This is a genomic window from Acetobacter sp. DmW_043, from assembly GCF_002153485.1.
GTDB lineage: Bacteria > Pseudomonadota > Alphaproteobacteria > Acetobacterales > Acetobacteraceae > Acetobacter > Acetobacter thailandicus.
Genome location: NZ_JOMN01000014.1, coordinates 39723 through 62588 on the forward strand (window position 1 = coordinate 39723; position 22866 = coordinate 62588).

The following is a 22866-nucleotide window of genomic DNA, read 5'->3' on the forward strand; positions in this document are numbered from 1 at the left end:
AGCCTCAGAAGCACAGATCAGAAAGAACTGTCACCCCAGTCACCGCCACCAAAATCATCACCACCGCCGGCATCCCAGCCGCCATCATCCGCCGGGCCGACATCAAAATTCGAATCGGCTGCTGTACCAGCACCAGAAAACGGGTCAGAATTATCCCCGTAGTAGTTATTAATAGTCTCGCTTTGTGGCACACCTGCACCAAACCCGGCACCACCCGCATCATGATGACCACTAAACAGACTGGTCAGAGCATTAGCCGCCAGCATACCACCAGCCACACCTGTTGCCGTTGTCAGGGCTGAACCAAGAAAACCTGTACCACTGCGCTGGAACATGCCAGGCTGCATACCATAAGGCATCTGCTGATACTGCGGGGGGGCAGCCTGATATTGTGGCGCGCCCCCAGCCGGGCGGCTGCCACCCCAGCCCGGAGGCGGAGCCCCCTGTGGTGGCTGCTGCTGCTGAGCACCACGGCCACCGCCGAACAAGCCCCCCAGGAAACCACCACCTGATGATGGCTGCGATGACTGCTGCTGCGCCTGCTGTAAAGCCTGCTGGGCCTGCTGAAGCTGAAACTGAAGCTGCTGAATACGATTTTGCGCCTGAACCAGAGCCGCTTCCTGCACAACTGCCATCTGCGTGATGCGATAACGGGCTTCAGGATATTGCTGAAACTGCTGCCCGATAAACTGGTCTGCCTCAGGGTCAATAGCAGGCAGGGCGGGCTGTGTGTTTGGCACACTGCCAAAACCACCCTGCCCCTGGCCGCCTACCCGCGCGACAAATTTCGAAATCAGATCGCGTTCTTCGTTGTTCATTGCCTGCCTTCCTGCTTCTGATTACTTCGCCTGGCCCGAAGCGCCGTTACCTGACGCTCCATCTACTGCTTCTCCAGACGGTAAACATACTTTCTGACCAAGATGTGGCGTACCACCCGGGCTCTTACAAGAAGTAACACACACACCAGACAAGTTAATTTCCTGCCCTTCCTGTCAGGTCCATACCGCTGTATGGTGCAGCGCATATGCACAGGGGTTCTGCTTCTGCTGCTTTTTTCTGTTCTGACCTTATTTATTGCGGAGTTTCAGTCTGATATGGACCCGGTGTCTTCCCGGCCAGCTGAGCGGCCACTTTCTTTTCAGGATCTCATCCTGACTCTTCACCAGTTCTGGTCTCAGCAGGGATGCGCCATACTCCAGCCTTATGACCAGGAAATTGGTGCTGGCACACTTTCCCCGCACACGACTCTGCGGGCATTAGGCAACACACCATGGAAAGCAGCTTATGTACAGCCATGCCGCCGCCCTTCTGACGGGCGCTATGGTGAAAACCCAAACCGGCTTCAGCATTACTACCAGTACCAGGTGCTGCTCAAACCCACACCTGAAGAAAGCCAGAAACTGCTGCTCGACAGCTACCGGGCTATTGGTATTGACCCGGACCTGCACGACATCCGCTTTGTTGAAGATGACTGGGAAAATCCGACCATCGGGGCCTGGGGTCTGGGCTGGGAAGTCTGGTGTGACGGAATGGAAGTCACACAATTCACTTATTTTCAGCAGGTCGGCGGTATTCCGGTTACGGTCCCCTCAACTGAGCTGACATATGGCCTTGAGCGTCTGGCTATGTATGTGCAGGGTATCGAGAACGTCTATGACCTCGATTATAACGGCACAGGCCTGACCTATGGCGATGTATTTTTGCGTGCTGAACGCGATTATTCACGTCACAATTTCGAGCTGGCTGATACTGACCTGCTTTTTCTTCACTTCGCTAATGCAGAAAAAGAAAGCGCAGCCCTGGCTGAAGCCGGCGTGGCCCAGCCTGCCTATGACCAGTGCCTGAAAGCCAGTCACCTGTTTAACCTGCTCGATGCACGCGGTGTTATCAGCGTAAGCGAGCGTGCCTCTTACATTGGTCGCGTAAGAACTCTGGCAAAACTCTGCTGTGAAACATGGCTGGCCGGAGAGGATAAATAATTATGCCTGAATTACTGACAGAACTGTTTTCTGAAGAAATTCCAGCCCGTATGCAGGGGCAGGCCGGCGAAGCCTTTCACCGCCTGATGAGCGATATGCTCGCTCCGCTCACACCACAGGACATAAAAATCTTCACCGGCCCGCGCCGTATTGCCCTGAGCTGCCAGATTAACACTCAGGTTCCTGGCCGGGTTATCTCCGAACGTGGCCCGCGCGAAACAGCACCGGAAAAAGCCCTTGAAGGCTTCACCCGCAAACATGGTGTCACCAAAGACCAGCTGACCCTGCAAAATGGTTTCTGGGTGCTTGAGCGCAACGAACCTCCGGTTGATGCTGCCACTCATATTGCAGCACAGCTACCCGACCTGTTGCGCCGCTTCCCCTGGCCACGCTCGATGCGCTGGGGCTCTGGCAGCGGTTTTACCTGGATCCGCCCTCTGCGCCGCCTGCTTTGCGTATTTGATGGCAAAGTCGTACCCTTCTCTCTGGCACAGGACAATGACAACGGTCATCACCTGAGCAGTGATGCCATTACCGAAGGCCACCGCTTTATGGCCCCGGGCCCGGTAAGCGTCAGCAACACGGCAGAATGGCTTGATGCGCTGCGAAGCCGCTTTGTTATTCCTGAAGCCTCTGAGCGCCGCACACTCATCAGTGAAGGGCTTGAGCGCCTCGCCACTGAAAAAAACCTGACCCTGGTGCCTGATGCCGGTCTGGTCGATGAAGTCTCAGGCCTGGTGGAATGGCCGGTGCCTTTTCTGGGGCAGATCGACGACCAGTTTATGGACCTGCCCGCTGAGGTGATGCAGGTGTCAATGCGCATCAACCAGCGCTATTTCGCCCTGAGAGGCACTGACGGCAAAGCCGCTCCCTGGTTTGGCTTTATTGCTAACATTGCCCCCACCGATGATGGCTCACTGGTGGTTGCCGGTAATGAGCGCGTCCTGCGGGCCCGCTTTGCCGATGCGCGTCATTTCTGGGATCTGGACCGCAGGAAAACCCTCGCAAGCCGACTGCCTGCACTGGATAACATTACCTTCCACGCAAAGCTTGGTTCACAGGGTGAACGCACACAACGTATGATGCGTCTGGCCGGGCTGATTGCTGACATGACCGGAGCAGACAAATCTGCCGCCATACGTGCCGCAGAGCTGAGCAAAACAGACCTGACAACGGGCATGGTTGGCGAGTTCCCCGAACTTCAGGGCATTATGGGGGGATATTATGCCCGCCATGATGGCGAAAATGATGCTGTCGCCCAGGCCATAACCGAGCAGTATCAGCCACGTGGCCCAGGCGACGATGTACCGACAGCACCAGTGTCTGTTGTTGCTGGCCTGGCAGATCGTTTTGACATGCTGACGGCCTTTTTTGCAGCTGGCGAAAAACCATCAGGCTCGGGCGATCCGTTTGGTCTGCGTCGTGCAGCGCTGGGCATTATCCGCCTGATTCGTGAAAACGGGCTGCGTCTCGACCTGGTGAAGATCTTCACCCTCGCCGCTGAAGCCCTGCCCGCTGATCTGCAAAATGCACCTGACCTCGATTTGCTGCCGCAATTTATTGCTGAGCGTCTGCGCGTACAGCTACGCTCTGAAGGGGCACGTTACGACTGCCTGGCGGCGATTTCGACCGGTAACACCGACACGGATATTGTGCGCCTTCTGATGCGTGCACAAGCCCTGCAGGACATGCTGGAAACAGAAGATGGTAAAAACCTGCTGGCTGCCACACGTCGCGCTGCCAATATTCTGCGCATTGAAAACAAAAAAGACGGTCCGCACGAAAAAACACCGCAGACCACGCTTTATGCTCAGGCTGAAGAACGCGCACTGGCAGACGCACTGGATAAAGTTGAACCTGCAGTTGAGGCTGCCTTTGCCAGGGAACATTTTGCCGATGCGATGAAAGACGCAGCCAGCCTGCGTGGCCCGCTCGACAGTTTCTTTGAAGAGGTCACGGTCAACGCACCTGAACCAGACTTAAGGCTGAACCGCCTTTATCTGCTGGCACGTCTGGAGCGTATGATGCGTCTTATTGCTGACTTCAGTCAGATCGAAGGGTAACTCCTTCACGATGCAGGCCTGTTACACACGTAACAGGCCTGCATAACGCCACATTATAAGGTGGCCATAACTTTCAGACCCAATAACGCTGCATCGGGAATTCTGGATGTTTCGCCCGGGCGAAACATATATTCAAACACAGGCTGGGCTACGAGACCCGGTATAACCGGAATACCGTAATAGACCTCAAGTGTTGCAGTATGGGTCTGCGGGCCATTTACAAAAGCTCCCATAGACATACCCGCATCACGACGCAGTCTCTGCCCTTCTGACAATCTGTTACTCAGTTTATAGTAAGAATACATCACACCAAAGCGATCAAATGGCCGGTAAGGAATAATACCGAGCAAAGATGCACCCACATAAACCTGGTCAGAAAACACCGAAACGCTGGGTGTATTATGAATATACCCGGCCATCAGATAGCCACCTGCCATCTGATGATTACCCTGTTTACGGTAAATCATCTGATCAGCTTCAATATAAAACGTATCGCGCGGCCTCGGTTTTAACACTTTCATACTGTTACGCAGCGCAGGTGGAAGAGTGCCAATCAGATCAGCATAAGGGCTGGTGTCGTGCGCAAAGCCAACCTTATAATGGCCGGGTAGTTTTCTGCGCCCAAAAAACGGCTGCCAGGTCAGCTCGACTGGCAGCATAACGCCCGTACCGTGCTCTGCCCCCCAGGCCCAGCCACTGGGATTCTCCGCAAGAGGAGAAGACTGATACACGCCGGTAATCAGCACCAGGTCACGCGCTGGCCTGACACGAACAGTGCCACCCCAGGTCGCTTTTGGGTAAACACTCCAGCCCTGTTGTGACTTAATACCAACAGGGGCAGAGCACTGAATAATAAAGGTGCACAGCAACACAGATGTTGCATAAGTATGCGTAAGCGTTATACGGCCGGCGTGAACATTCACCCGATTATGAAAAAACGTTTTCTCAAGATACATATCGGCCAGATGCGCAGCAACACTGCCTGAAAGGCTATACACCTCAGACAGCAAAATACGATGTTCGCCGACATAGTCATAAGAAACCTGACGGCCTGCCCGCTCAAGCATAACGGCATTAAAATACCAGCCACTCAGGTCAAACAGCTTACCCAAATCAAGCCGGGTAATCAGCGTAATTTCATGTGCATAATCCATACCACGGCGCACCCCGCCGGCAACATTGGCTATTCCCTCCCCTTTATAAGAAAGCTGGAGAGAGATGCCTTTATTCTCAAGCCATTTTCGTGGCCCATCGAGCTGTGGCACAAGATGACCAAAAGTCTGTGCTGGCACATAATATCCCGCCGAGACATCACTGACACGCAACGCATCGACTGAGCTGTTCAGAAGTGCCGAAATACTCTCAGTCTTAAACAGGCTTTCAAGCGTTGGCGATGTCACCTGCACAGATGTGACTTTAGCCTTATTTGCAGGTGAGTGTCCCGGATCAACACGAGCCTGCTCAGTTACCGGCTGCGCAATATGTGAAGAAGCAGGAGTATCCTGGGCACAGGCTGGGTACGCTGCCACACAACACACTGCACTCACGACAAACCACACCAGACAGCACCTGCCTCTGATAACAACAGTCCGGGCTGATATAATGAGGAACGATACGACGAAACAAAGCAACAGGCGCAGCCCCTCGGGAACCGCGACCGTAAGGTGCAGGTTATAAGTCATAAGAAAGATCCGTCTGCTTTATAGATTTTTTATTTTTTGAGTCAGAACGAAAAAATCTTTTATTATAATTCAAAGCATTAGGCCAGTCACAAGAGCGTATTCCGGTTTCAAAAATACAAACTGCTCCTGAGGTCATAAAAAAAGGCCGCCTCTCCTGCTGGAGAAACGGCCGTAAAAAACGTCTGCTCTGAAAGCGCACAGGGAAGCACCCTGGCGCTCAGATGAAGTTTTTAGTGCGAAAGCACCATATCTGCATTTTCGCGCTCTTTGCGATTACGCGCTTCGAGCATTTGCGTATGGCGGTGCGCTTCAGGAGAAATGCTCAGGCACAGTGTCAGCACTGCTGCAATGAAATACAGACCAACAAAAGTCCAGATCACACCCTCAAGACCCATGCCAAACGTTGCTTCACATATAGCCACGACTGCAGGACCGAACCATGTGCTGGCACCAGCACCCAGACCCAGAATAGACAGAGCGGCAGCTTTCTCTTTCGGGCAGATCAGCGGCATCAGGCCAGACATCGGGACGAACGCAGCAACCGTACCGCCATAGATAAAGCCTGCCAGCATAGCCAACGGGAAGTTACCCGGATACCAGATGGGAACATAGTAAAACATCGGAATGGTAAGGCAGCAGCCCAGACCGCCACCAACAGCCACAACGAAGCGATGCCCCAGACGGTCAGCTATCATACCAGCAACAAGGTTGAAAAGGATGTTGCCCAGGAAGATCACAGACAAAAGGTCAAGCCACTGCCCCTGTGAGAAATGGAGTTCATCAACAAAGAAGGCCGGCATAATAGCCAGAAACGCATATTCTGAAGACGTGTTAATAGTACGGATAACACCAGCAACAAGCGTTTTTGGCTCACGCCACATGATGCTGATTGAGCCAAAGAAAATAGCTTTTTTATCAGCATGTGCCGGTGCCAGACGTTTGCTGCCTGTTGGCTCACGCACAAAGAGCAGAGCAACCAGACCACCCAGAATAACCAGCCCGAGAGAACACCAGAATGTTGCCAGCTCACCAATCGCAGGGATGGTATAGCGCGCAAACTGCGAACCAAGAGTAGGCAGACCGGCAGAGAACGAGAACCAGAACCAGCCGGCAGCCGAACCCAGCATACGTGCGGGCGTTGCAGCAGCGATCCAGACCAGGAAGCCATAAGCAAACAACGGATAAGCAAAACCACGCAGCGTATAAAACAGCAGCGTCATAGTCAGATTATCAGGACCAAGGCCAAATGTAAGAAAACCGACCTCCAGCACAGCCCACAGCAGCAAACCAGCCCACATTGTGCGGCGTGGCCCGAACAGGTCAGATAATGGCCCTGACAACCAGGCAGAGATCATAACAGTCACACCATAGGTGGTGAACATCAGGTTCACATCACCCTGGGTATGACCATGGTGGAGCATATATGTATCAAGATACCCTGCTTCTACACCGTCACCGACCATAAAAAGCAGCAGGCCCACAAAGCCAAAGAAAAGAGGCTGAGGAATACCGAGAAGGCCAGCAAGCCCGCGCCGCTGACCGGAGGACGTCTCTGACAAGACACAATCTCCCTAACATCTGGACAGCAGCCCACAGAGCATAAAAAACCCTGAAAAAACGGGATAAGGACTGCGTCATGCATGATCCCTACGAGAGCGCTTGGGATCATTTGGACAGGCGCGCGAACGAGGCTTCGCACGCAACGAAAATATAGACATATATAAGGTGATGCCTGACACAGTACTACCAGAGAATTTCCATATTTTCAACCGTATATTTTTTCATTTTGTCAATATTGATTTACAAATAAAAATAAAATATTCAGATCATATTCTCATATTTTACTTTTATTTAAAAAAAACATACGAAATAATTCATAAGAAAAATAAAATTTTTTCAGAAAATGTTATTTTTTTATGAAGATGTATTTATTTTGTTTTTTTTATTATTTTATAAGAGGGTATCTTTTGCCCTCCTTTCAACCGGCTGTATCCCGCAGTATTCTGCGCTTTTAAAATAATCAGGCTAACAAAAATCTGCCTGCCGCTTTTTACCTGCAGCCAAACACATAAAGCATTTTCATTTTGAAACAGAAAAGTGACAGAATACCTGATTCTGCACGCTCTATTACAAACAGAGTCCCGCCTGAATTACAGCACATATACTGACCGTATTTTATAGTTTCTGCAGACGTAATTATAAAATTATCTGCATGGCTTTTTCCAGGACCAGTTTTCTCAGTCTGTATCCGATCAAAACTTTAAGGAAAAAGGTATGTCCGCGGCGGGATTCGAACCCACGGCCCCAGGATTCATACCACTTCGGTTTTCACCGCCACCTGCGGCGCAGATGTTCGTGGTCTGGACTGTCCCTTTGCCCTGGGTATGGCTACCTTTAGGCACCGCCCATCCAGTCTCTACACCTTCCGCTCTCCATACAGAGAACGGCTTGGCTCGGGATTGGCACGGTCATAGCAGACCGGAGCGTTCCCCGAATTTGAGCGGATACACCATGCAGTTTCCCGACATGGCGCCCAATTGCATTAGGAATCCTGTGCTCTATCCTGCTGAGCTACGCGGACATACTAGCCCTCTTTTATACTGCAACACTCACACAGAGCAAGTGCAGAAATTGAAGAGAAACAACACCTCAGAATGTAATATCCCCACGCAGATAGTAAAAGCCACCATTAATACCAAGCTGAGATGTGCTCATATAATACTGCGGCACACCCAGGTAACGATTACCGTCAGGGACACGGCGCGGCATGACATTAAAAAGGTTGTTTCCACCAATCGTCAAAGCCAGATGCGGCGTTGCACGATAGGTAACTTCCATATTCGTAATAAACTTTGGTGTATTCTGAAACTGTTTGTACACAGTATTCGACAGCGAGTTTGTGTACCCTGCGCCACCATAATACGTAACCTGCGACGTAACCTGCCCATATCGTATTTCATGCAGGCCGACCGTCCATTTACCGCTGGTCAGGCGTCCGCCGAAAATAATCTTACTTCTGGGATAAGCTGTGGTCATATACGCGACACTCTGCGCATTAAGTAAAGGCAGGCCATTAGCCCCCATTGTCTGATGCGAAAGGCGGGTACGGTTAAGATTCATCGCCACATCCCAGTCAATACGACCAATGTCACCAAGACGGGTCATGTAAGTCGCTGTCAGGTCAAGGCCCTGCGTGCGGGTGCTTGCAACGTTTGCAAACCAGTTGGCAGAAATAGAATGCTCAGACCATGAATGATAATCTGACGGCAGGGTAAAACCATTCATCTGCAATGCGCTGGCAGCCTGCGCCCCATACACCTGGCCGCCTGGCATGATCTGATCGCGCAGATTAATCTGATACACATCCACCGTCACATGCAGCCTGCGTACAGGCTCAAGCAAAATACCACCGCTGATATTTGTTGAACGCTCAGGTTTCAGCTGGCTGGCACCATTAGCCAGAGCCCCCGGTGAGCTTGATGCAATCAGACCACGTGCCGCAGTCGGAGAAACGGGCAGTGAGCTATAGTGCATCTGCGCCAGGGTAGGCGCATGAAAACCATTAGAAATTGTTGCTCTGAAGGACAGACGTGACGATACATCATAGCGCATGGCGACTTTACCCGTCTGGGTATCACCCACATCAGTGTAATGTTCATAACGCCCGGCAAGATCGACCTGCCAGTGCTTTGTAAGGTGGGTAGAAATATCAAGGTAACCAGCGACAACATCACGACTGTAATTGCCGGCATTACCCTTATTGGTGCCAGAAAGTGCATCTGACCCGCTGCCAGCTGTTGAGTCAGGCGAGCCGGTGCCAATCGAATAACTCTCATAACGATAGGCCGTGCCAGCCGCTACGTTAACGGAATGTGGCCAGCCAGAGAAACGAAACTGACGCGAAATATCGAAGCTACTGCTCCACTGAGAGTCATTAAAACCCTGAACCTGATTAAACTTCGTGGGGGTGCGCCCCTCTGTTTTTTCAAGGTAGGTATTAGCTGAATTTTTCAGTCCGATATTATCGTAATCGCGCCCGTAAACGGTTGCGAGATCCCAGTTCCAGCCATAAAAAACGCCTTTAACGCCGGCTGTCAGCCCGAAGTCATTTTCATCAAGCGTTTCAAGGGGTGAATATCCCCATGGATAAATAGCCTGATACCCCGGATACCCGCTGAGCGATGAAGGCAGGCGGTAATTCTGATATGATTCAGCGTGCCTGTGCGCATAGGTCGCTGTAGCATACGCCTGTATGGTGTCCGTAATATTATAACCGGCATTTACCGCTATACTACCACGGGTCTGCTCTGGCTGACCAAGCACATGGTTGATCTTACGACCAACACGGGCATCCGGGGCACTGCGATATGTATGATCTGTATGAAAATAATCACCGCTCAGATGCACGAAGCCGCGCGAACCGAGCTTCATGCCGCCATCCATATAAACGCCTTGCTGAAACCCGTCACCCGCAGCCGTAATGCCGGTTATAGACTGCGCGTGAAAACCATGATCCTGTTTTTTGAGAATGATATTCACCACACCGGCTACAGCATCTGACCCATACTGTGCTGAAGCACCGTCACGCAGCACCTCGACATGATCAATCGCCGCCATGGGAATCATATCAATGTCGACCGGGGTTGAGCCTTGCTGTGGCCCCGGATTAGCATAAATATTAGCCGTTGTGTGCCGGCGCTTACCATCGACCAGCACCAGCGTCTCATTTGGGTTTAACCCGCGCAGACTGATCGAATCTGTCAGTGCACCCGTATCAAACCCTGCTGTAGGCACAGTCAGTGACGGAAGAAGCTGTGCCAGAGCATCACGCAAAGTCGGCTGCCCTGTCTGACTCAGCTGTTTAGCTGTTACCACATCGATGGGTGATAAACTCTGGCGGGCTTTGCGCCCTGTTTCACGGGTGCCAGTAACAATAACACTCTCTTCGCTCGTGCTTTCTGTTTCAGCCTGATGCGGCGCTGCCACTGAAGCAGATTTGACTGCTACCCCCTTAACAGGCGGATGTGATGTTTTCTTTTTTACAGTGTGTGCCGCACCTGCCGCAGCATGCCTGACATTGACAGACTGCGCCTGTGCAAAACCTGCCTCAGAACAAAAAACAAGCGCCAGAGAAGCAAGACTAAAATGCACTTTCTTATTTTGTACTAATTTAGTTTTACCATAAAAATCAATGTTTCTCATATGAACGCCCAATAAAAACAGCCAACACATGTGAAATAATGACAGATATCGTTCAAAAAAGAACGCATGGTTTTTGTACAACATGCATGTTTCGTCACACTGTTGTACGAATAACGCAATCGTACAATCATTACGATACCAATACAATCTATTTTTTAGCTAAAAAAGACCCGTGTTCTCAGCGACGTCTGGCGGCCTGAGCCGCCCTCGCGGCCAGTGTAGCGACATAACGCTTACACAGCAGCTGGTCAGGTGCTCCGGTCTGCTTACAGGCAAGTTCAAGAGCCTGCGTCTCTCTCAAAGCCTCAGCCAGAGCTGGCAATGACCAGACATCAAGCGAACGGTTGAAGTCAGCAGTACGTTTAAAAAATACCGGCGGGCGCAGCAGCTTTAATGCATCAGCCCGGTTTGCACCCTCTCTGATTGCCGCCTGTACACGCTGCAGACGATGTAGATGACTTAAAAAAGCCCTTGCCAGAGAAACACAGTTTGTCCCCTCAGCCAGAGCCCGCTCTGTTGCAAGGTCGGCTTCTGCACGCCGTCCTGTTGTCGCAGCAAAAGCAGCATCCTCAGCCGATACGCTGGCTGCATCACCAATACAGGCCTGAATATCATGCAGGGTAAGCTTACCTGTATCAGCTGCATAAAGCGCGAGTTTTTCAACTTCGCTGCGTGCCGCTACACGGTCAGCACTCAACTGCCCTGTCAGCCAGTGCAGGGCATCACGGTCAATGTTGATTTTATGCTGCGCCAGAATGCGCGTAATAGTTGCCTCAAGCGAACGCCCCTCCTCAGGGTAACAGCCAAGGCTCGCACAGTCAGGGTGCTTTTCAATAAGAGCTCTGAGACGCGAACGTGAAGGCAGGCCTGGTGCCTCCAGAACAACCAGCGTGTCAGTTTTCATCTCAAGCAGGGCCGTCACAGCCTTCAGTAACGTGTCACCGGCTTCACGCACGCGAACAACCCGCCGTCCCCCCATAAGAGAGAGCGCAGCAGCCTCTTCCTCCAGCCTGTCATGCACAGATTTATCAAGCACAGCAACCAGAAACGGATCATCAACACTACCGGCAACCTGGCGTGTAGCATTCTGCGCATGTTCATAAATCATACCGGTATCTTCACCGTGCAGCAAAATCACACGCCATGCGCCTGGATTGTGCGTAACACGGGAGAGAGAACGTGCATCAATCTTCAAACTGAACGTCTTTCCGGTACAATAACACTCTCAGATATCATAGTTACTGGCTGTTGCCATTGGTTGGTGAACGCCCTGTTGCCATGTTCGGGATAGCGTCAGCACCTGCCTCCTCCTGCGGGTCGCCCTGATCCGAATTGTTAGGCATTGTATTGACCAGAGGATAATAGGTTTTTGGTCCCTGCTGAGAAGCACCCTGAGCAGGCTTTGTCTGCGTACGAAACCATATTGCAACCTGCTGGGTAATCTGATCACCCAGAGCCTGCGCTACGCGTCCCAGGGCTGTTTCATTATTCATGGTCTGAGCAAAATACTGCTCATAAACAGTGGTATAACCATCGAGTGATGTCGCATCACCCTGAGCCAGCAAAACCGGATGCTCAGCAACCGTCATAAGCTGCCAGTGCGCGTGCGCGTTGATACGCGTGCGCCCTGAGGTATTATCCGCATGGATATCAATCGCCTCCTCTCCGAAATATGGCGAAACATACAGCGTATAACCATCAGGGGCCTCAGGGCCGGCTCCTGCCATATTCTGCTGCAGGGCCAGACGAAGCTGCTGACCCGTACGCTCAGGAATATTCGCAACGTAAACACGCTTCAGCTCAGCGCTGACATCTGCCGCCCCTTTCTGGCTTTGCTCCCCATACAACGGCTGAAAACCACACCCGTTAAGGGAAAAAATCATGCCGGACAGAGCCAGCGCGGAGCAAAAGAGACGGAGATTACGCATTAGCCTGCCGTTACAAAATTGACGATACGATTAGGAACATGCACCCGCTTAACAATACGCTTGCCCTCAAGCAGACGAGCCACATTAGGCTCTGCTTCAGCACGGGCAATCACATCATCTTTATTTTCATCAGGAGCAGCCTCAATCGTGCCACGCAGTTTGCCCATAATCTGCACGGCAATAGTCACCTGCTTTGCTGTCAGCAGCTCCGGGTCGGCTTCCGGCCAGGGCTGAGTTGCCACAACCGGGCTGCCAGGCTCAAGCTGAACAAACATTTCTTCTGCAAGATGCGGCATCATAGGTGCAGACAGGAAACACAGCACACGAGCGGCTTCGCGGCGGGCATAGGCCATACCAGGCATATCAGCGGCTTTTTCAGCATCAGCCAGAGCTGACGTCAGCTCATGAATACGCGCCACAGCGACGTTAATCACGAATCCTTCAAGCGCTTCTGTTACCGCCGCAACCGTACGGTGTGTCACACGGCGCAGATCATCAGCCTGTGCAGCAATTTCACCCGGAATATCAGCCTGTACCGGAACAGTCTGCGCCACTGTGCTGACAATGCGGAAAAGACGCTGAGCAAAGCGTGCAGCCCCGGCCACACCGGCTTCAGTCCATTCCATATCCCGCTCAGGCGGGCTGTCAGACAGCACAAACCAGCGTGCCGTATCTGCCCCAAAGCGCTCAATAATGGCTGAAGGAGCCACGGTATTACGCTTTGATTTTGACATCTTCTCAACACGGCCAACCGTTACAGGCTCACCGGTCTCGCGTTTCACTGCACCCTGCCCTGTGATCTCAACCTCTTCAGGATAGAGCCAGTGACCTGAAGCATCCTTATAACTTGCATGACTGACCATGCCCTGAGTGAACAGCCCTGCAAAAGGTTCGCTCAGATTCAGATGCCCTGTTTCTTTCATGGCACGCGTAAAGAAGCGGGCATAAAGCAGATGCAGAATAGCATGCTCAATGCCACCAATATACTGATCAACTGCCAGCCAGCCATCTGCTGCACTGCGCACAGTCGGGGCCTCAGCATGAGGGGCTGTAAAGCGGGCAAAATACCACGAACTGTCTACAAATGTATCGAACGTATCCGTCTCGCGCGTGGCAGGGCTGCCGCAGTGCGGGCAGTCAACATGCTTCCATGTCGGGTGATGATCCAGCGGGTTGCCTGGCTTATCAAAGGAGACATCCTCAGGCAGTCTGACCGGCAGCTGAGCATCTGGCACAGGTACAGCACCACAGCTTTCACAATGAATAACAGGTATAGGGCAGCCCCAGTAACGCTGACGGGAGATACCCCAGTCGCGCAGGCGCCAGTTCACCACACCTTTACCAACGCCCATACCTTCAAGGCGGGCTATCGCTTCACGGCGGGCATCCTGTGTGCTCAGCCCGTCAAGAAAGCCTGAATTAATCATTGTGCCATCGCCGGTAAAGGCATGAGCCGCAATACTAAAATCAGCCTGGTCTTTACCTGCTGGCAGCACAACGGGCACAACGGGCAGGTTATATTTATGAGCAAAGTCAAGGTCGCGCTGATCGCCTGACGGGCAGCCAAACAACGCACCGGTGCCATAATCGGTCAGTACAAAGTTGGCGATCCAGACCGGAAAATCTTTATCCAGAAACGGGTGTTTAACCCGCAGACCCGTATCAATACCGCGTTTTTCAGCTGTTTCAACAGCTTCTGCTGATGTGCCGAGACTGTGACATTCTGCAATAAAGGCCGCAGCATCCGTATTACTCTGTGCCACCCATGTTGCCAGCGGATGATCGGGCGCAATCGCAAGGAAAGACATCCCAAACAATGTGTCAGGCCGGGTTGTGAATACCTCAACCGCATTCAGGTTGGTGTCGAGACCGGCAGGAGGCGCATGCAGAGCAAACGTCACGCGCGCGCCCTCCGAACGACCAATCCAGCGCTCCTGCATAGTGCGCACACGCTCAGGCCAGCGATCAAGAGTTTGCAGCTCGCTAAGCAGGTCATCGGCAAAATCGGTAATTTTAAGGAACCACTGTGACAGCTGTTTTTTCTCAACAGGAGCACCTGAACGCCAGCCCTTGCCATCAACCACCTGCTCATTTGCCAGAACAGTCTGATCAATCGGGTCCCAGTTCACCCAGCTTTCGCGACGGTCAACCAGGCCAGCTTTCATAAAATCAAGAAACAGCTTCTGCTGCTTACCGTAATATTCAGGCAGGCAGGTCGCAATTTCCCGGTCCCAGTTCAGCGAAAAGCCAAGACGCTGAAGAGTCGTGCGCATAGTCGCAATATTTTTCAGCGTCCATTCCTGCGGGTGTACACCGCGCTCACGCGCTGCATTTTCAGCCGGCAGACCAAAAGCATCCCAGCCCATAGGGTGCAAAACCGCATATCCTCTGGCGCGTTTATAGCGTGCCACCACATCGCCAAGAGCATAATTGCGCACATGCCCCATATGGAGCTGCCCTGACGGATACGGGAACATCTCCAGAACATAATATTTAGGTTTATCGGCCGGAGGGGTATCCGGCACGCTGAAAACATCACCGCTGTTCCAGACCTGTTGCCAGTGTGGTTCAACCGTTTCAAAATTATAGGAGATGGCAGAAGAAGCCTGAAGGTCAGATTTGCTGGCGGACTGTGTCATGGAACTCGTACAGATTATCAGAGAAAGAAAAGAGAACGACCTGAGCCGTTAGTTATCGTTATTACCGTTATTTGCGCGCAGTTTACGGGCACGCGCGAGAATACGCGCAGCAATATCTGACGCTGTATTGCCGGCAGCAGGTGTATCAACCCACTGACCATCCTGCTTAATCTGTCGGAAAACTGACAAACGCAGCGCATCAGAGCGAAGGCGGCGATCAAGAATAAACGCCGTAATTTTAAAACGCTCATCCTGAGTTGCGGGCGGCGTGTACCAGTCTGTCAAAATAAGACCACCCTGTGCATCGGCCGTAGCAATAGGCATAAAGGAGAGCGTATCAAGTGAGGCGCGCCACAGATACGCATTCACACCACCTGCCCTGAGCGTATCTTCTCCCCCCGATGCACCACGGTCTTCCATCGCAAGGTGACTGCGTGGTGACGCAAGGTCACTGGCATTTTTAGGTGAATCTGAGCAGGCCGGCAATGTAGCCAGAGCCAGAAAAGAGGATGCGAGCACCCATGATGAGGCTCTGCGCGGGCTCAGAAAAGCACGACCTGAAACAAGTGAACTGGGCATGAGACGACGGGGCATTGTGTTAATACGGCTCCTTCGGCGCGAGGCGTCGATAGTTCAGGGCCTGCCCTGTAGAATGAAGCAGGCACCGGTTTATGATCACAAGCATAGGCTCATAATGCCTTTCTTACCGTGTCGGAGCAGTCCCGCCAAGCATATGATGCAGTAAGACTGGCCAGGGACAGGATTTTTTCACGGCTGAGAGACAGGTATACACGCTATGCTACGGCGATGCAGAGCCGCACAGACTGAACTAATCTGCGCCGCTGGCACACCAACAAAGCGCACACGCCACACAGCAGAGCCGGAGAGACGCTCAATGCGCGTAGCGCTGCCTGCAAGAGCGGGGGCACAGCGACGCGCAAGGTTACTCACAGCCACAGCCCGCTCCTGCGTTGAAAAAGCACCTGCCTGCACAATGCCTGACTCTGAGCTGACAGCAGCCCAGCTGGCCGAAGACGATACAGCCCGGGTCACTGCGACCGGAACTTCAGCTGACGTATACCCGCCTTTAACCGGAGCGGGCGGTGGTGGCGTATCATCTGGCAATGCCGGCGCTACGCCGTAGGCACTCTGAGACGAAGTACGGGCTGATGCTGTATCTGACACCACCTGCACCGGCATAACCGGCGCCGCAGGAAAAGACAGCGAGGCAGGCTTTAACATAGCCGGGATAGGGTCATTCAGATGAGGTTTAATGGATGCCATGTAATGCCGGGCATAATCAGGCAGAGAGCTGCCCCGTGACCGGTGATTCTCTGCACATTGTGGCCCGCAGTTATAAGCCGCCAGAAAAAGCGGAGAACCAAACCGGTCTGATAATTCACGAATATAGCCGCTGCCTGCCATAATATTATCATGCGGGTCGTACGGGTCAGAGCCAAGGTGATAACGTCGTGCCAGCTCATGATAAGTATCAGGCTTAATCTGCATCAGTCCCACAGCACCATGCACTGAGCGAATTTTACGCCCGTGCAGATACTGATGACCACCCGACTCCTGCTGCATAACAGCTCTTATCCATGATGGAGGAACAGAGAATCGCTGTGACGCATCAAGAATATACCCGTTCCAGTGATCAACTGCAGACCCGGCTGAGGAACCAGAGGAAGTATTATACTCTGATGTCGTGCTGCGATGCCCCGCACAGGCCGAGAGTAAAGCCAGCGACACAAAGCATAGCAGCCGGAATATACCTTTTTTACTACAAAAAAAGTCCGGCAGTTGTGGAGGAGCTGGCATGCAGAGTTTCAGCGCCTGTTATCCTGCAATACGCGCGCTCCAAGCGCTTCAAGTGCTGTACGCAAAGGCCCCTCCTCCATATCCGGCAGCTCATAACGTGGCGGCGGCCGCAGGGAAAATTCAGGGAGCGCCGCAGAACGAGGCTTTTCTGGCTGGGTATCCTGCACAAAACGCAAACGCGATACCAGTGACTGCCCACACCAGGTATTAATACGCGATATCAGACTATCACTCATATACTGCAACTCCATCGCGACAGGCCCTGCGCAGGAAATAACCAGTGTACCTGCCGTAAGACGCTGCGGCCTGGTACGTGCAGCATATGCCGGACCAATAATTTCAGCCCAGTCCGTTATCAAACGCATATTTAAAGAAGAATGACGACGCAAAACAGGCTCTGTCACTGCGGGTAAAAGCGCTGCAAGGCTACGCGCTTTAAATGCCCGCCTTACAGGCTGATCAGCTTTTGGCTCGGCATACCAGCGCGAAGACGTTTTTGTAAAACGTACGGCTTTGGTCTTGTCGGCAGAACTGTCCTTCGTCATAACACTCTCCGTGCAAATACCATCCGCTTATGCCCTCCTTGACTGGTACGACCGTCACCGGCGCACCCTCCCCTGGCGTTCTGGCCCTGGTCAGAGTGCTGACCCTTATCATGTCTGGCTGAGCGAGATTATGCTGCAACAGACAACCGTCAAGGCGGTTATACCCTATTACCTGCGTTTTCTAGAAAAATTTCCTACTATTGAAGCCCTGGCCGCAGCGGAGCGTGATGATGTGCTGGCCGCCTGGGCCGGACTTGGCTATTACTCACGTGCTCGCAACCTGCATGCCTGTGCCGCTGCTGTTGTAGCGCTCGGGGGTTTTCCAGACACCACTGAGGAGCTGCTGAAACTACCCGGGGTGGGATCATATACCGCGGCAGCCATAGCAGCCATAGCATTTAATGTGCCGGTAGTACCGGTAGACGGAAATGTTGAACGCATAACCTCCCGTCTGTTCGCTGTAGAATCCCCCCTGCCAGGAGCGAGAAAAGAGCTCACCCGCCTGGCACGCGAACTCAACAATGCACAGGAAGCGCAGCAACGCCCCTCTGATTTTGCACAGGCCTTGTTCGACCTCGGTGCCTCTCTGTGCTCACCCCGCTCTCCAGCCTGTGGCCTGTGCCCCTGGCAACCGCACTGCGAGGGGCAGCGTACAGGCCTGGCTCCGTCCCTGCCCCGGCGTGCTGCCAAAAAAGACAAACCTGTGCGCTATGGTGTGCATTTTCTCGTGCTCGATAATGCTGGCAATATATTACTACGCAAACGCCCTGAGACCGGATTACTTGCCGCAATGACCGAGCTGCCTGGCACAGACTGGCTGACAACCCCCTGGACCTGGCCTGAAGCTGTCAGGCATGCCCCCCTGGATACCGGGTGGAAAAAAAGTGATGACGTACAACATGTTTTCACACACTTCACGCTACATCTTCATGTTTATGCCGCACATATAGACAAATTTTCCAACTCGTCCTTAAAGTCAGGGTTTCTGGCACAAAAAAATATGCTTGCTGATGTATCATTGCCATCTGTGATGATGAAATGTATCAGATCCGGGTTAAAAGTTCTCTCACCATAAGTGACATCAGATAACAACCGACACGCGATGTGTCATGCCGTCACAGTCAGGAGGGTTTTATGGTTTTTCACTATATTCCATCACGCCGCACGCATGACCATGCAGACGCGTCTCCCCGGAAACCAGGAATTTTGCTCCTCAACCTGGGAACACCCGAAGATACAGATTATCGATCTGTACGCCGTTATCTTTCAGAATTCCTCTCTGACCGCAGAGTTATTGAAGCCTCTCCTGTCGTATGGAAGCCCATTTTGCAGGGTGTAGTACTGACTGTACGACCAGGAAAAAGCGGTAAAGCCTATAAACGCATATGGGATAAAGAAACCAATGAAAGCCCGCTGCGCCGCTATACGCGCGATCAGGCTGAGGCTCTTGCCAGACGTTTTGAGGCCGATAATGTGCCGGTAGTGTGGGCTATGCGTTATGGCACACCATCTGTCGCTCAGGGGTTAAAAACCCTGCTTGAGCAAGGGTGTGATCGTATTCTGGCTGTGCCGCTTTATCCACAATACAGCGCAACCACGACAGCCACCGCGAACGATCAGTTTTTTCGTGCACTTATGCGCCTGCGCAATCAGCCTGCGATAAGAACGCTGCCCGCCTTCGCAGACCACCCGACCTATATAAAAGCCCTGGCTGACTCTGTGCGGGATACAATAAGCAAACAGACTGAAGCCCCGCAAATGGTTGTGGCGTCTTTTCATGGTCTGCCCAAAGCCTATATCAACAAAGGCGACAGCTATCTGACTGACTGCATACGCACAATGACAGCCCTGCGCGAAGAACTGGGTATGACCGAAGACATGCTGCCAATGACGTTTCAGTCACGCTTTGGGCCGGCCAAATGGCTGGAACCTGCCACGGCCAGTTTTATTGAGGAACTTCCTGCCAGAGGCATTAAAAATATTGCTGTTATTACACCAGGTTTCATAACTGACTGCATCGAAACCCTGGATGAAATTGGCAATGAAGTATGTGAAGAATTTATGGCTAAAGGTGGAGAGCAGTTTACGCTCATCCCCTGTCTCAACGATAGTCCTGCCTGTATTACCTTACTTGAAGAACTTACCAGGCAGGAGCTGCAAGGCTGGCTTTAAAAATACTTTCACACTATTTGGACAAAAACAGCCTGCCTTTTTCAGGCAGGCTAAATCAGACAAACGTGAAACTCTTATACATTATCAAAAAAGATTAATAACTATATTTCCGGCCTGTCAGTTTTATCAGGATAAAGACAGTCATTCGCCGCAACGCAACGCCAGCATTCCGGCTTGCGTGCTTTACACACATAACGCCCCTGCAAAATAAGCCAGTGATGAGAGTCACGAATCATCCGGGTCGGAATAACTTTTTCAAGCTTCTTCTCAACAGCCTCTACGGTTTTTCCACGCCCAAGCCCTGTACGGTTAGCCAGACGAAAAACGTGAGTATCAACCGGCACAGTTGGCTGATGAAATAAAACACTCAGAATAACATTAGCTGTTTTGCGGCCTACACCGGCAAGAGCCTCAAGGTCATCACGCGTGTCAGGCACCTCTCCCCCATGGCGCTCAACCAGCTGACGTGAAAGCTCAACAATATTCCTGGCCTTATTACGCCACAGCCCGATAGTGCGAATATAAGCTCCGGCCTCCTCTTCACTCAGCTGCATCATCACCTGCGGGGTCGGGGCAGCTGCAAACAAGGCAGGAGTCACTTTATTAACGGAAGCATCGGTTGCCTGAGCGGAAAGAACCACTGCGACCAGCAAAGTAAAGGGAGTAGTATAATGAAGCTCAGTCTGCGCATCTGGCCAGGCCCCCTCCAGGTCTTTTAAAAAAACCAGTCGCTCCTCAGCCGTCATGTCACGCGGAGCCTGCCCGGCCTGTGGTTTGCTTTTTACCACTTTCATTTTACGGGCACTCACAGCAGAAATTTCCTTATTCGCAGAAACTGCACGCTTACGGGGAGAGGAAGGAGATCGGGCCATACCCTCTTTCTATCGTGCTCTGTCACAAAGTGCCATCATGTGTTGCTTTGTTTGCTAAAAATACTTTTTCTGGTTAGAATTTATATTCATTATGCTCTGACACGCCCCTGCTGTGCGTGACCATTACCTCGGAATTTTGTCATGAATACCCCCTCTTCTGCGGATAATAAAACCGCAGGGAAGCAAAGTCTGTTTGTCGATGTCCTGAAATTTGTCATGCGGCGCTGGCTGGATTTTCCCTGGCCACTCTGGGTCACTGTCATCGGCATTATGTTTGCAACTGTACTTGATGTTCTGATGCCCGTTCTTGCCGGACGCCTGGTCTCTGACGTCGCGCAGCCTGCGGCACAATCCTCCCTCACCCATGATGCTTTATGGATGCTGGTTGCTATGGCAGGTTGCGGCATAGGTAATGTGCTGGGCAAACGTGCGGCCTATCTGGGCATTACCCACCTGACAACACGCGTTATGCAGAAAATTGTTATTGAAGCCTTTGCGCATGTGCAAAGGCTTTCAACCGAATGGCATGCTAACAGCTTTGCAGGTTCGACTGTCAGAAAACTGACACGCGGCATGTGGGCCGTGGATATGCTGAATGACACGCTGCTGCTTATGCTTATTCCTGAAGCTGTACTGCTGATCATGACAACACTCGTGCTTGCCTGGCACTGGCTGTTTATGGGTATTGTGCTGGGAGTGATTGCCGCCCTTTTTATTGCTTCATCGTGCCTGCTGACACTCAATTATGTTGCCCCCTCTGCCCGTACAGCCAACCAGTGTGACAGTCGCGTGGGTGCTGCTCTGGCAGATGCCATGACCTGCAATGCTGTTGTTAAAGCCTTTGGCGCAGAAACACGTGAGGAAACACGCCTGGAGACAGCTGTTGCAGAATGGAAAAACGCCACATGCCAGACATGGGTACGTGGCACAAACAGCGCCGGCATTCAGAACCTTCTTGTCACCTTAATGCGTATTACACTGGCCGGTGCCTCTGTCTGGCTATGGCTGACAGGCCGGGCCGGGCCGGGTGACGTAGCTTATATTCTGACCATGACGTTTCTGGTGCAGGGCTATCTGCGCGATATCGGGCAACAGGTTTCCGTTGTTCAGCGTTCAGTCAATGAGATGGAAGAACTGCTTATGCTGTGGCGTATGCCGCCTTCGGTGCAGGACGCCCCACACGCTCTGCCCTTTAAAGCAAAGGCTGGTAAAATTGAATTTGAGCACGTCAGATTTCTTTATGCGGCACAGAAAAAAGAAATTTTTTCTGATCTCTCCGTCACGATTGCGGCCGGAAGTCGTGTCGGGCTTGTTGGCCCGTCCGGCTCTGGAAAGTCAACTTTTACCCGTTTACTGCAAAGGTTATACGAACCCGATAGCGGACGTATTCTGATTGATGGAATTGATATTACCACAGTGCAGCAATCAACCCTGCGCGCAGAAATTGCGATTGTTCCGCAGGAGCCTATGCTGTTTCACCGCACTCTGGCAGAAAATATTGCCTATGGCCGCCCTGATGCAACACAGGCTGAAATTGAAGAAGCAGCCCGCCTGGCCAATGCCTCTGACTTCATTGCCCGCCTGCCTGATGGTTATAATACTCTCGTTGGGGAGCGTGGTGTTAAACTCTCAGGCGGCGAACGCCAGCGTGTCGCCATTGCCAGGGCTTTTCTGGTCAATACACCTGTGCTGATTATGGATGAAGCCACAGCCAGCCTTGATTCCCGCTCTGAAGTTCTGGTGCAGGAGGCCATGCACAGGCTTATGCAGGGGCGCACTGTTGTGGTCATTGCACACCGCCTCTCTACCGTTGTGGATCTGGATCGTATTCTGGTGTTTGAGCATGGTCATATCGTTGAAGATGGCAACCATGCTCAGCTGATTCAGCAGGAAAACGGGCTATACCGCCGCCTGTATGAACTCCAGTCTCTGGAAGTGGACCAGCAATAACAAAAACGATAAAATA

Annotated in this window: 16 protein-coding genes; 5 read left to right on the forward strand and 11 right to left on the reverse strand. The window is 52.2% G+C overall.

Annotated elements, in window-relative coordinates; all coding sequences use genetic code 11:
* Positions 1 to 17 precede the first annotated feature (17 nt).
* The gene (locus HK11_RS05120) at positions 18 to 818 is read right to left on the reverse strand and encodes a DUF2076 domain-containing protein (RefSeq protein ID WP_086554275.1); all 801 of its coding nucleotides are present in this window, start codon (positions 816 to 818) and stop codon (positions 18 to 20) included.
* 276 nt (positions 819 to 1094) lie between these two features.
* Here HK11_RS05120 and HK11_RS05125 point away from each other — a divergent pair, with 276 nt between their 5' ends.
* Together HK11_RS05125 and glyS are read left to right on the forward strand one after the other, a co-directional pair.
* Entirely contained in the window at positions 1095 to 1979 is an 885-nt protein-coding gene (locus tag HK11_RS05125) for a glycine--tRNA ligase subunit alpha (RefSeq protein WP_086554321.1), read from the forward strand.
* 2 nt (positions 1980 to 1981) lie between these two features.
* Complete coding sequence (glyS, locus tag HK11_RS05130) at positions 1982 to 4042, forward strand: glycine--tRNA ligase subunit beta (protein WP_086554276.1); 2061 nt, start codon at positions 1982 to 1984, stop codon at positions 4040 to 4042.
* Positions 4043 to 4095: 53 nt separating this feature from the next.
* Here the strand turns inward: glyS and HK11_RS05135 are convergent, their stop codons facing one another.
* From HK11_RS05135 to HK11_RS05185, 9 genes are all read right to left on the reverse strand, one after another.
* Positions 4096 to 5724 (reverse strand): carbohydrate porin, encoded by a 1629-nt coding sequence (locus tag HK11_RS05135; protein ID WP_086554277.1) that lies wholly within the window; start codon positions 5722 to 5724, stop codon positions 4096 to 4098.
* Between the two features lie 230 nt (positions 5725 to 5954).
* Positions 5955 to 7283, reverse strand: coding sequence for an MFS transporter (locus tag HK11_RS05145; RefSeq protein ID WP_086554279.1), 1329 nt, complete (start codon positions 7281 to 7283; stop codon positions 5955 to 5957).
* Positions 7284 to 8373: 1090 nt separating this feature from the next.
* A complete protein-coding gene (locus HK11_RS05155) occupies positions 8374 to 10926 on the reverse strand; it encodes a TonB-dependent siderophore receptor (protein WP_233133323.1) in 2553 nt (850 codons plus the stop codon).
* Positions 10927 to 11104: 178 nt separating this feature from the next.
* A complete protein-coding gene (gene holA, locus HK11_RS05160) occupies positions 11105 to 12121 on the reverse strand; it encodes a DNA polymerase III subunit delta (RefSeq protein ID WP_086554281.1) in 1017 nt (338 codons plus the stop codon).
* A 43-nt stretch (positions 12122 to 12164) separates the two neighbouring features.
* Positions 12165 to 12809 carry an LPS assembly lipoprotein LptE gene (locus HK11_RS05165; protein WP_233133324.1) on the reverse strand — a complete coding sequence of 215 codons (645 nt, stop codon included), beginning with the start codon at positions 12807 to 12809 and terminating at the stop codon, positions 12165 to 12167.
* Positions 12810 to 12853: 44 nt separating this feature from the next.
* Positions 12854 to 15493, reverse strand: coding sequence for a leucine--tRNA ligase (gene leuS / locus HK11_RS05170; protein ID WP_086554283.1), 2640 nt, complete (start codon positions 15491 to 15493; stop codon positions 12854 to 12856).
* A 48-nt stretch (positions 15494 to 15541) separates the two neighbouring features.
* A complete protein-coding gene (locus tag HK11_RS05175; RefSeq protein ID WP_086554284.1) occupies positions 15542 to 16087 on the reverse strand; it encodes a DUF3576 domain-containing protein in 546 nt (181 codons plus the stop codon).
* 174 nt (positions 16088 to 16261) lie between these two features.
* Positions 16262 to 17242, reverse strand: a complete 981-nt coding sequence (locus HK11_RS05180; protein WP_233133325.1) for a lytic transglycosylase domain-containing protein — start codon at positions 17240 to 17242, stop codon at positions 16262 to 16264.
* 77 nt (positions 17243 to 17319) lie between these two features.
* Positions 17320 to 17856 (reverse strand): DUF721 domain-containing protein, encoded by a 537-nt coding sequence (locus HK11_RS05185; protein WP_086554286.1) that lies wholly within the window; start codon positions 17854 to 17856, stop codon positions 17320 to 17322.
* Between the two features lie 10 nt (positions 17857 to 17866).
* On the opposite strand from HK11_RS05185, the gene mutY reads away from it, so the two are divergent.
* Entirely contained in the window at positions 17867 to 18931 is a 1065-nt protein-coding gene (gene mutY / locus HK11_RS05190) for an A/G-specific adenine glycosylase (RefSeq protein WP_086554287.1), read from the forward strand.
* Between the two features lie 59 nt (positions 18932 to 18990).
* A complete protein-coding gene (gene hemH, locus HK11_RS05195; protein ID WP_086554288.1) occupies positions 18991 to 20028 on the forward strand; it encodes a ferrochelatase in 1038 nt (345 codons plus the stop codon).
* Between the two features lie 101 nt (positions 20029 to 20129).
* Here hemH and nth read toward each other — a convergent pair whose 3' ends face one another.
* Positions 20130 to 20822 carry an endonuclease III gene (gene nth, locus HK11_RS05200; protein ID WP_369822919.1) on the reverse strand — a complete coding sequence of 231 codons (693 nt, stop codon included), beginning with the start codon at positions 20820 to 20822 and terminating at the stop codon, positions 20130 to 20132.
* A 219-nt stretch (positions 20823 to 21041) separates the two neighbouring features.
* On the opposite strand from nth, the gene HK11_RS05205 reads away from it, so the two are divergent.
* Positions 21042 to 22850 carry an ABC transporter ATP-binding protein gene (locus HK11_RS05205; RefSeq protein ID WP_086554290.1) on the forward strand — a complete coding sequence of 603 codons (1809 nt, stop codon included), beginning with the start codon at positions 21042 to 21044 and terminating at the stop codon, positions 22848 to 22850.
* The last annotated feature ends 16 nt before the right edge of the window (positions 22851 to 22866 follow it).

Bases quoted from the DNA above. Each gene is read 5' to 3' on its own strand.
- HK11_RS05120 (WP_086554275.1), bottom strand. From the start codon at position 818: ATGAACAACGAAGAACGCGATCTGATTTCGAAATTTGTCGCGCGGGTA.
- HK11_RS05125 (WP_086554321.1), top strand. From the start codon at position 1,095: ATGGACCCGGTGTCTTCCCGGCCAGCTGAGCGGCCACTTTCTTTTCAG.
- glyS (WP_086554276.1), top strand. From the start codon at position 1,982: ATGCCTGAATTACTGACAGAACTGTTTTCTGAAGAAATTCCAGCCCGT.
- HK11_RS05135 (WP_086554277.1), bottom strand. From the start codon at position 5,724: ATGACTTATAACCTGCACCTTACGGTCGCGGTTCCCGAGGGGCTGCGC.
- HK11_RS05155 (WP_233133323.1), bottom strand. From the start codon at position 10,926: ATGAGAAACATTGATTTTTATGGTAAAACTAAATTAGTACAAAATAAG.
- HK11_RS05165 (WP_233133324.1), bottom strand. From the start codon at position 12,809: ATGATTTTTTCCCTTAACGGGTGTGGTTTTCAGCCGTTGTATGGGGAG.
- leuS (WP_086554283.1), bottom strand. From the start codon at position 15,493: ATGACACAGTCCGCCAGCAAATCTGACCTTCAGGCTTCTTCTGCCATC.
- HK11_RS05175 (WP_086554284.1), bottom strand. From the start codon at position 16,087: ATGCCCCGTCGTCTCATGCCCAGTTCACTTGTTTCAGGTCGTGCTTTT.
- HK11_RS05185 (WP_086554286.1), bottom strand. From the start codon at position 17,856: ATGACGAAGGACAGTTCTGCCGACAAGACCAAAGCCGTACGTTTTACA.
- hemH (WP_086554288.1), top strand. From the start codon at position 18,991: ATGGTTTTTCACTATATTCCATCACGCCGCACGCATGACCATGCAGAC.
- nth (WP_369822919.1), bottom strand. From the start codon at position 20,822: ATGAAAGTGGTAAAAAGCAAACCACAGGCCGGGCAGGCTCCGCGTGAC.
- HK11_RS05205 (WP_086554290.1), top strand. From the start codon at position 21,042: ATGAATACCCCCTCTTCTGCGGATAATAAAACCGCAGGGAAGCAAAGT.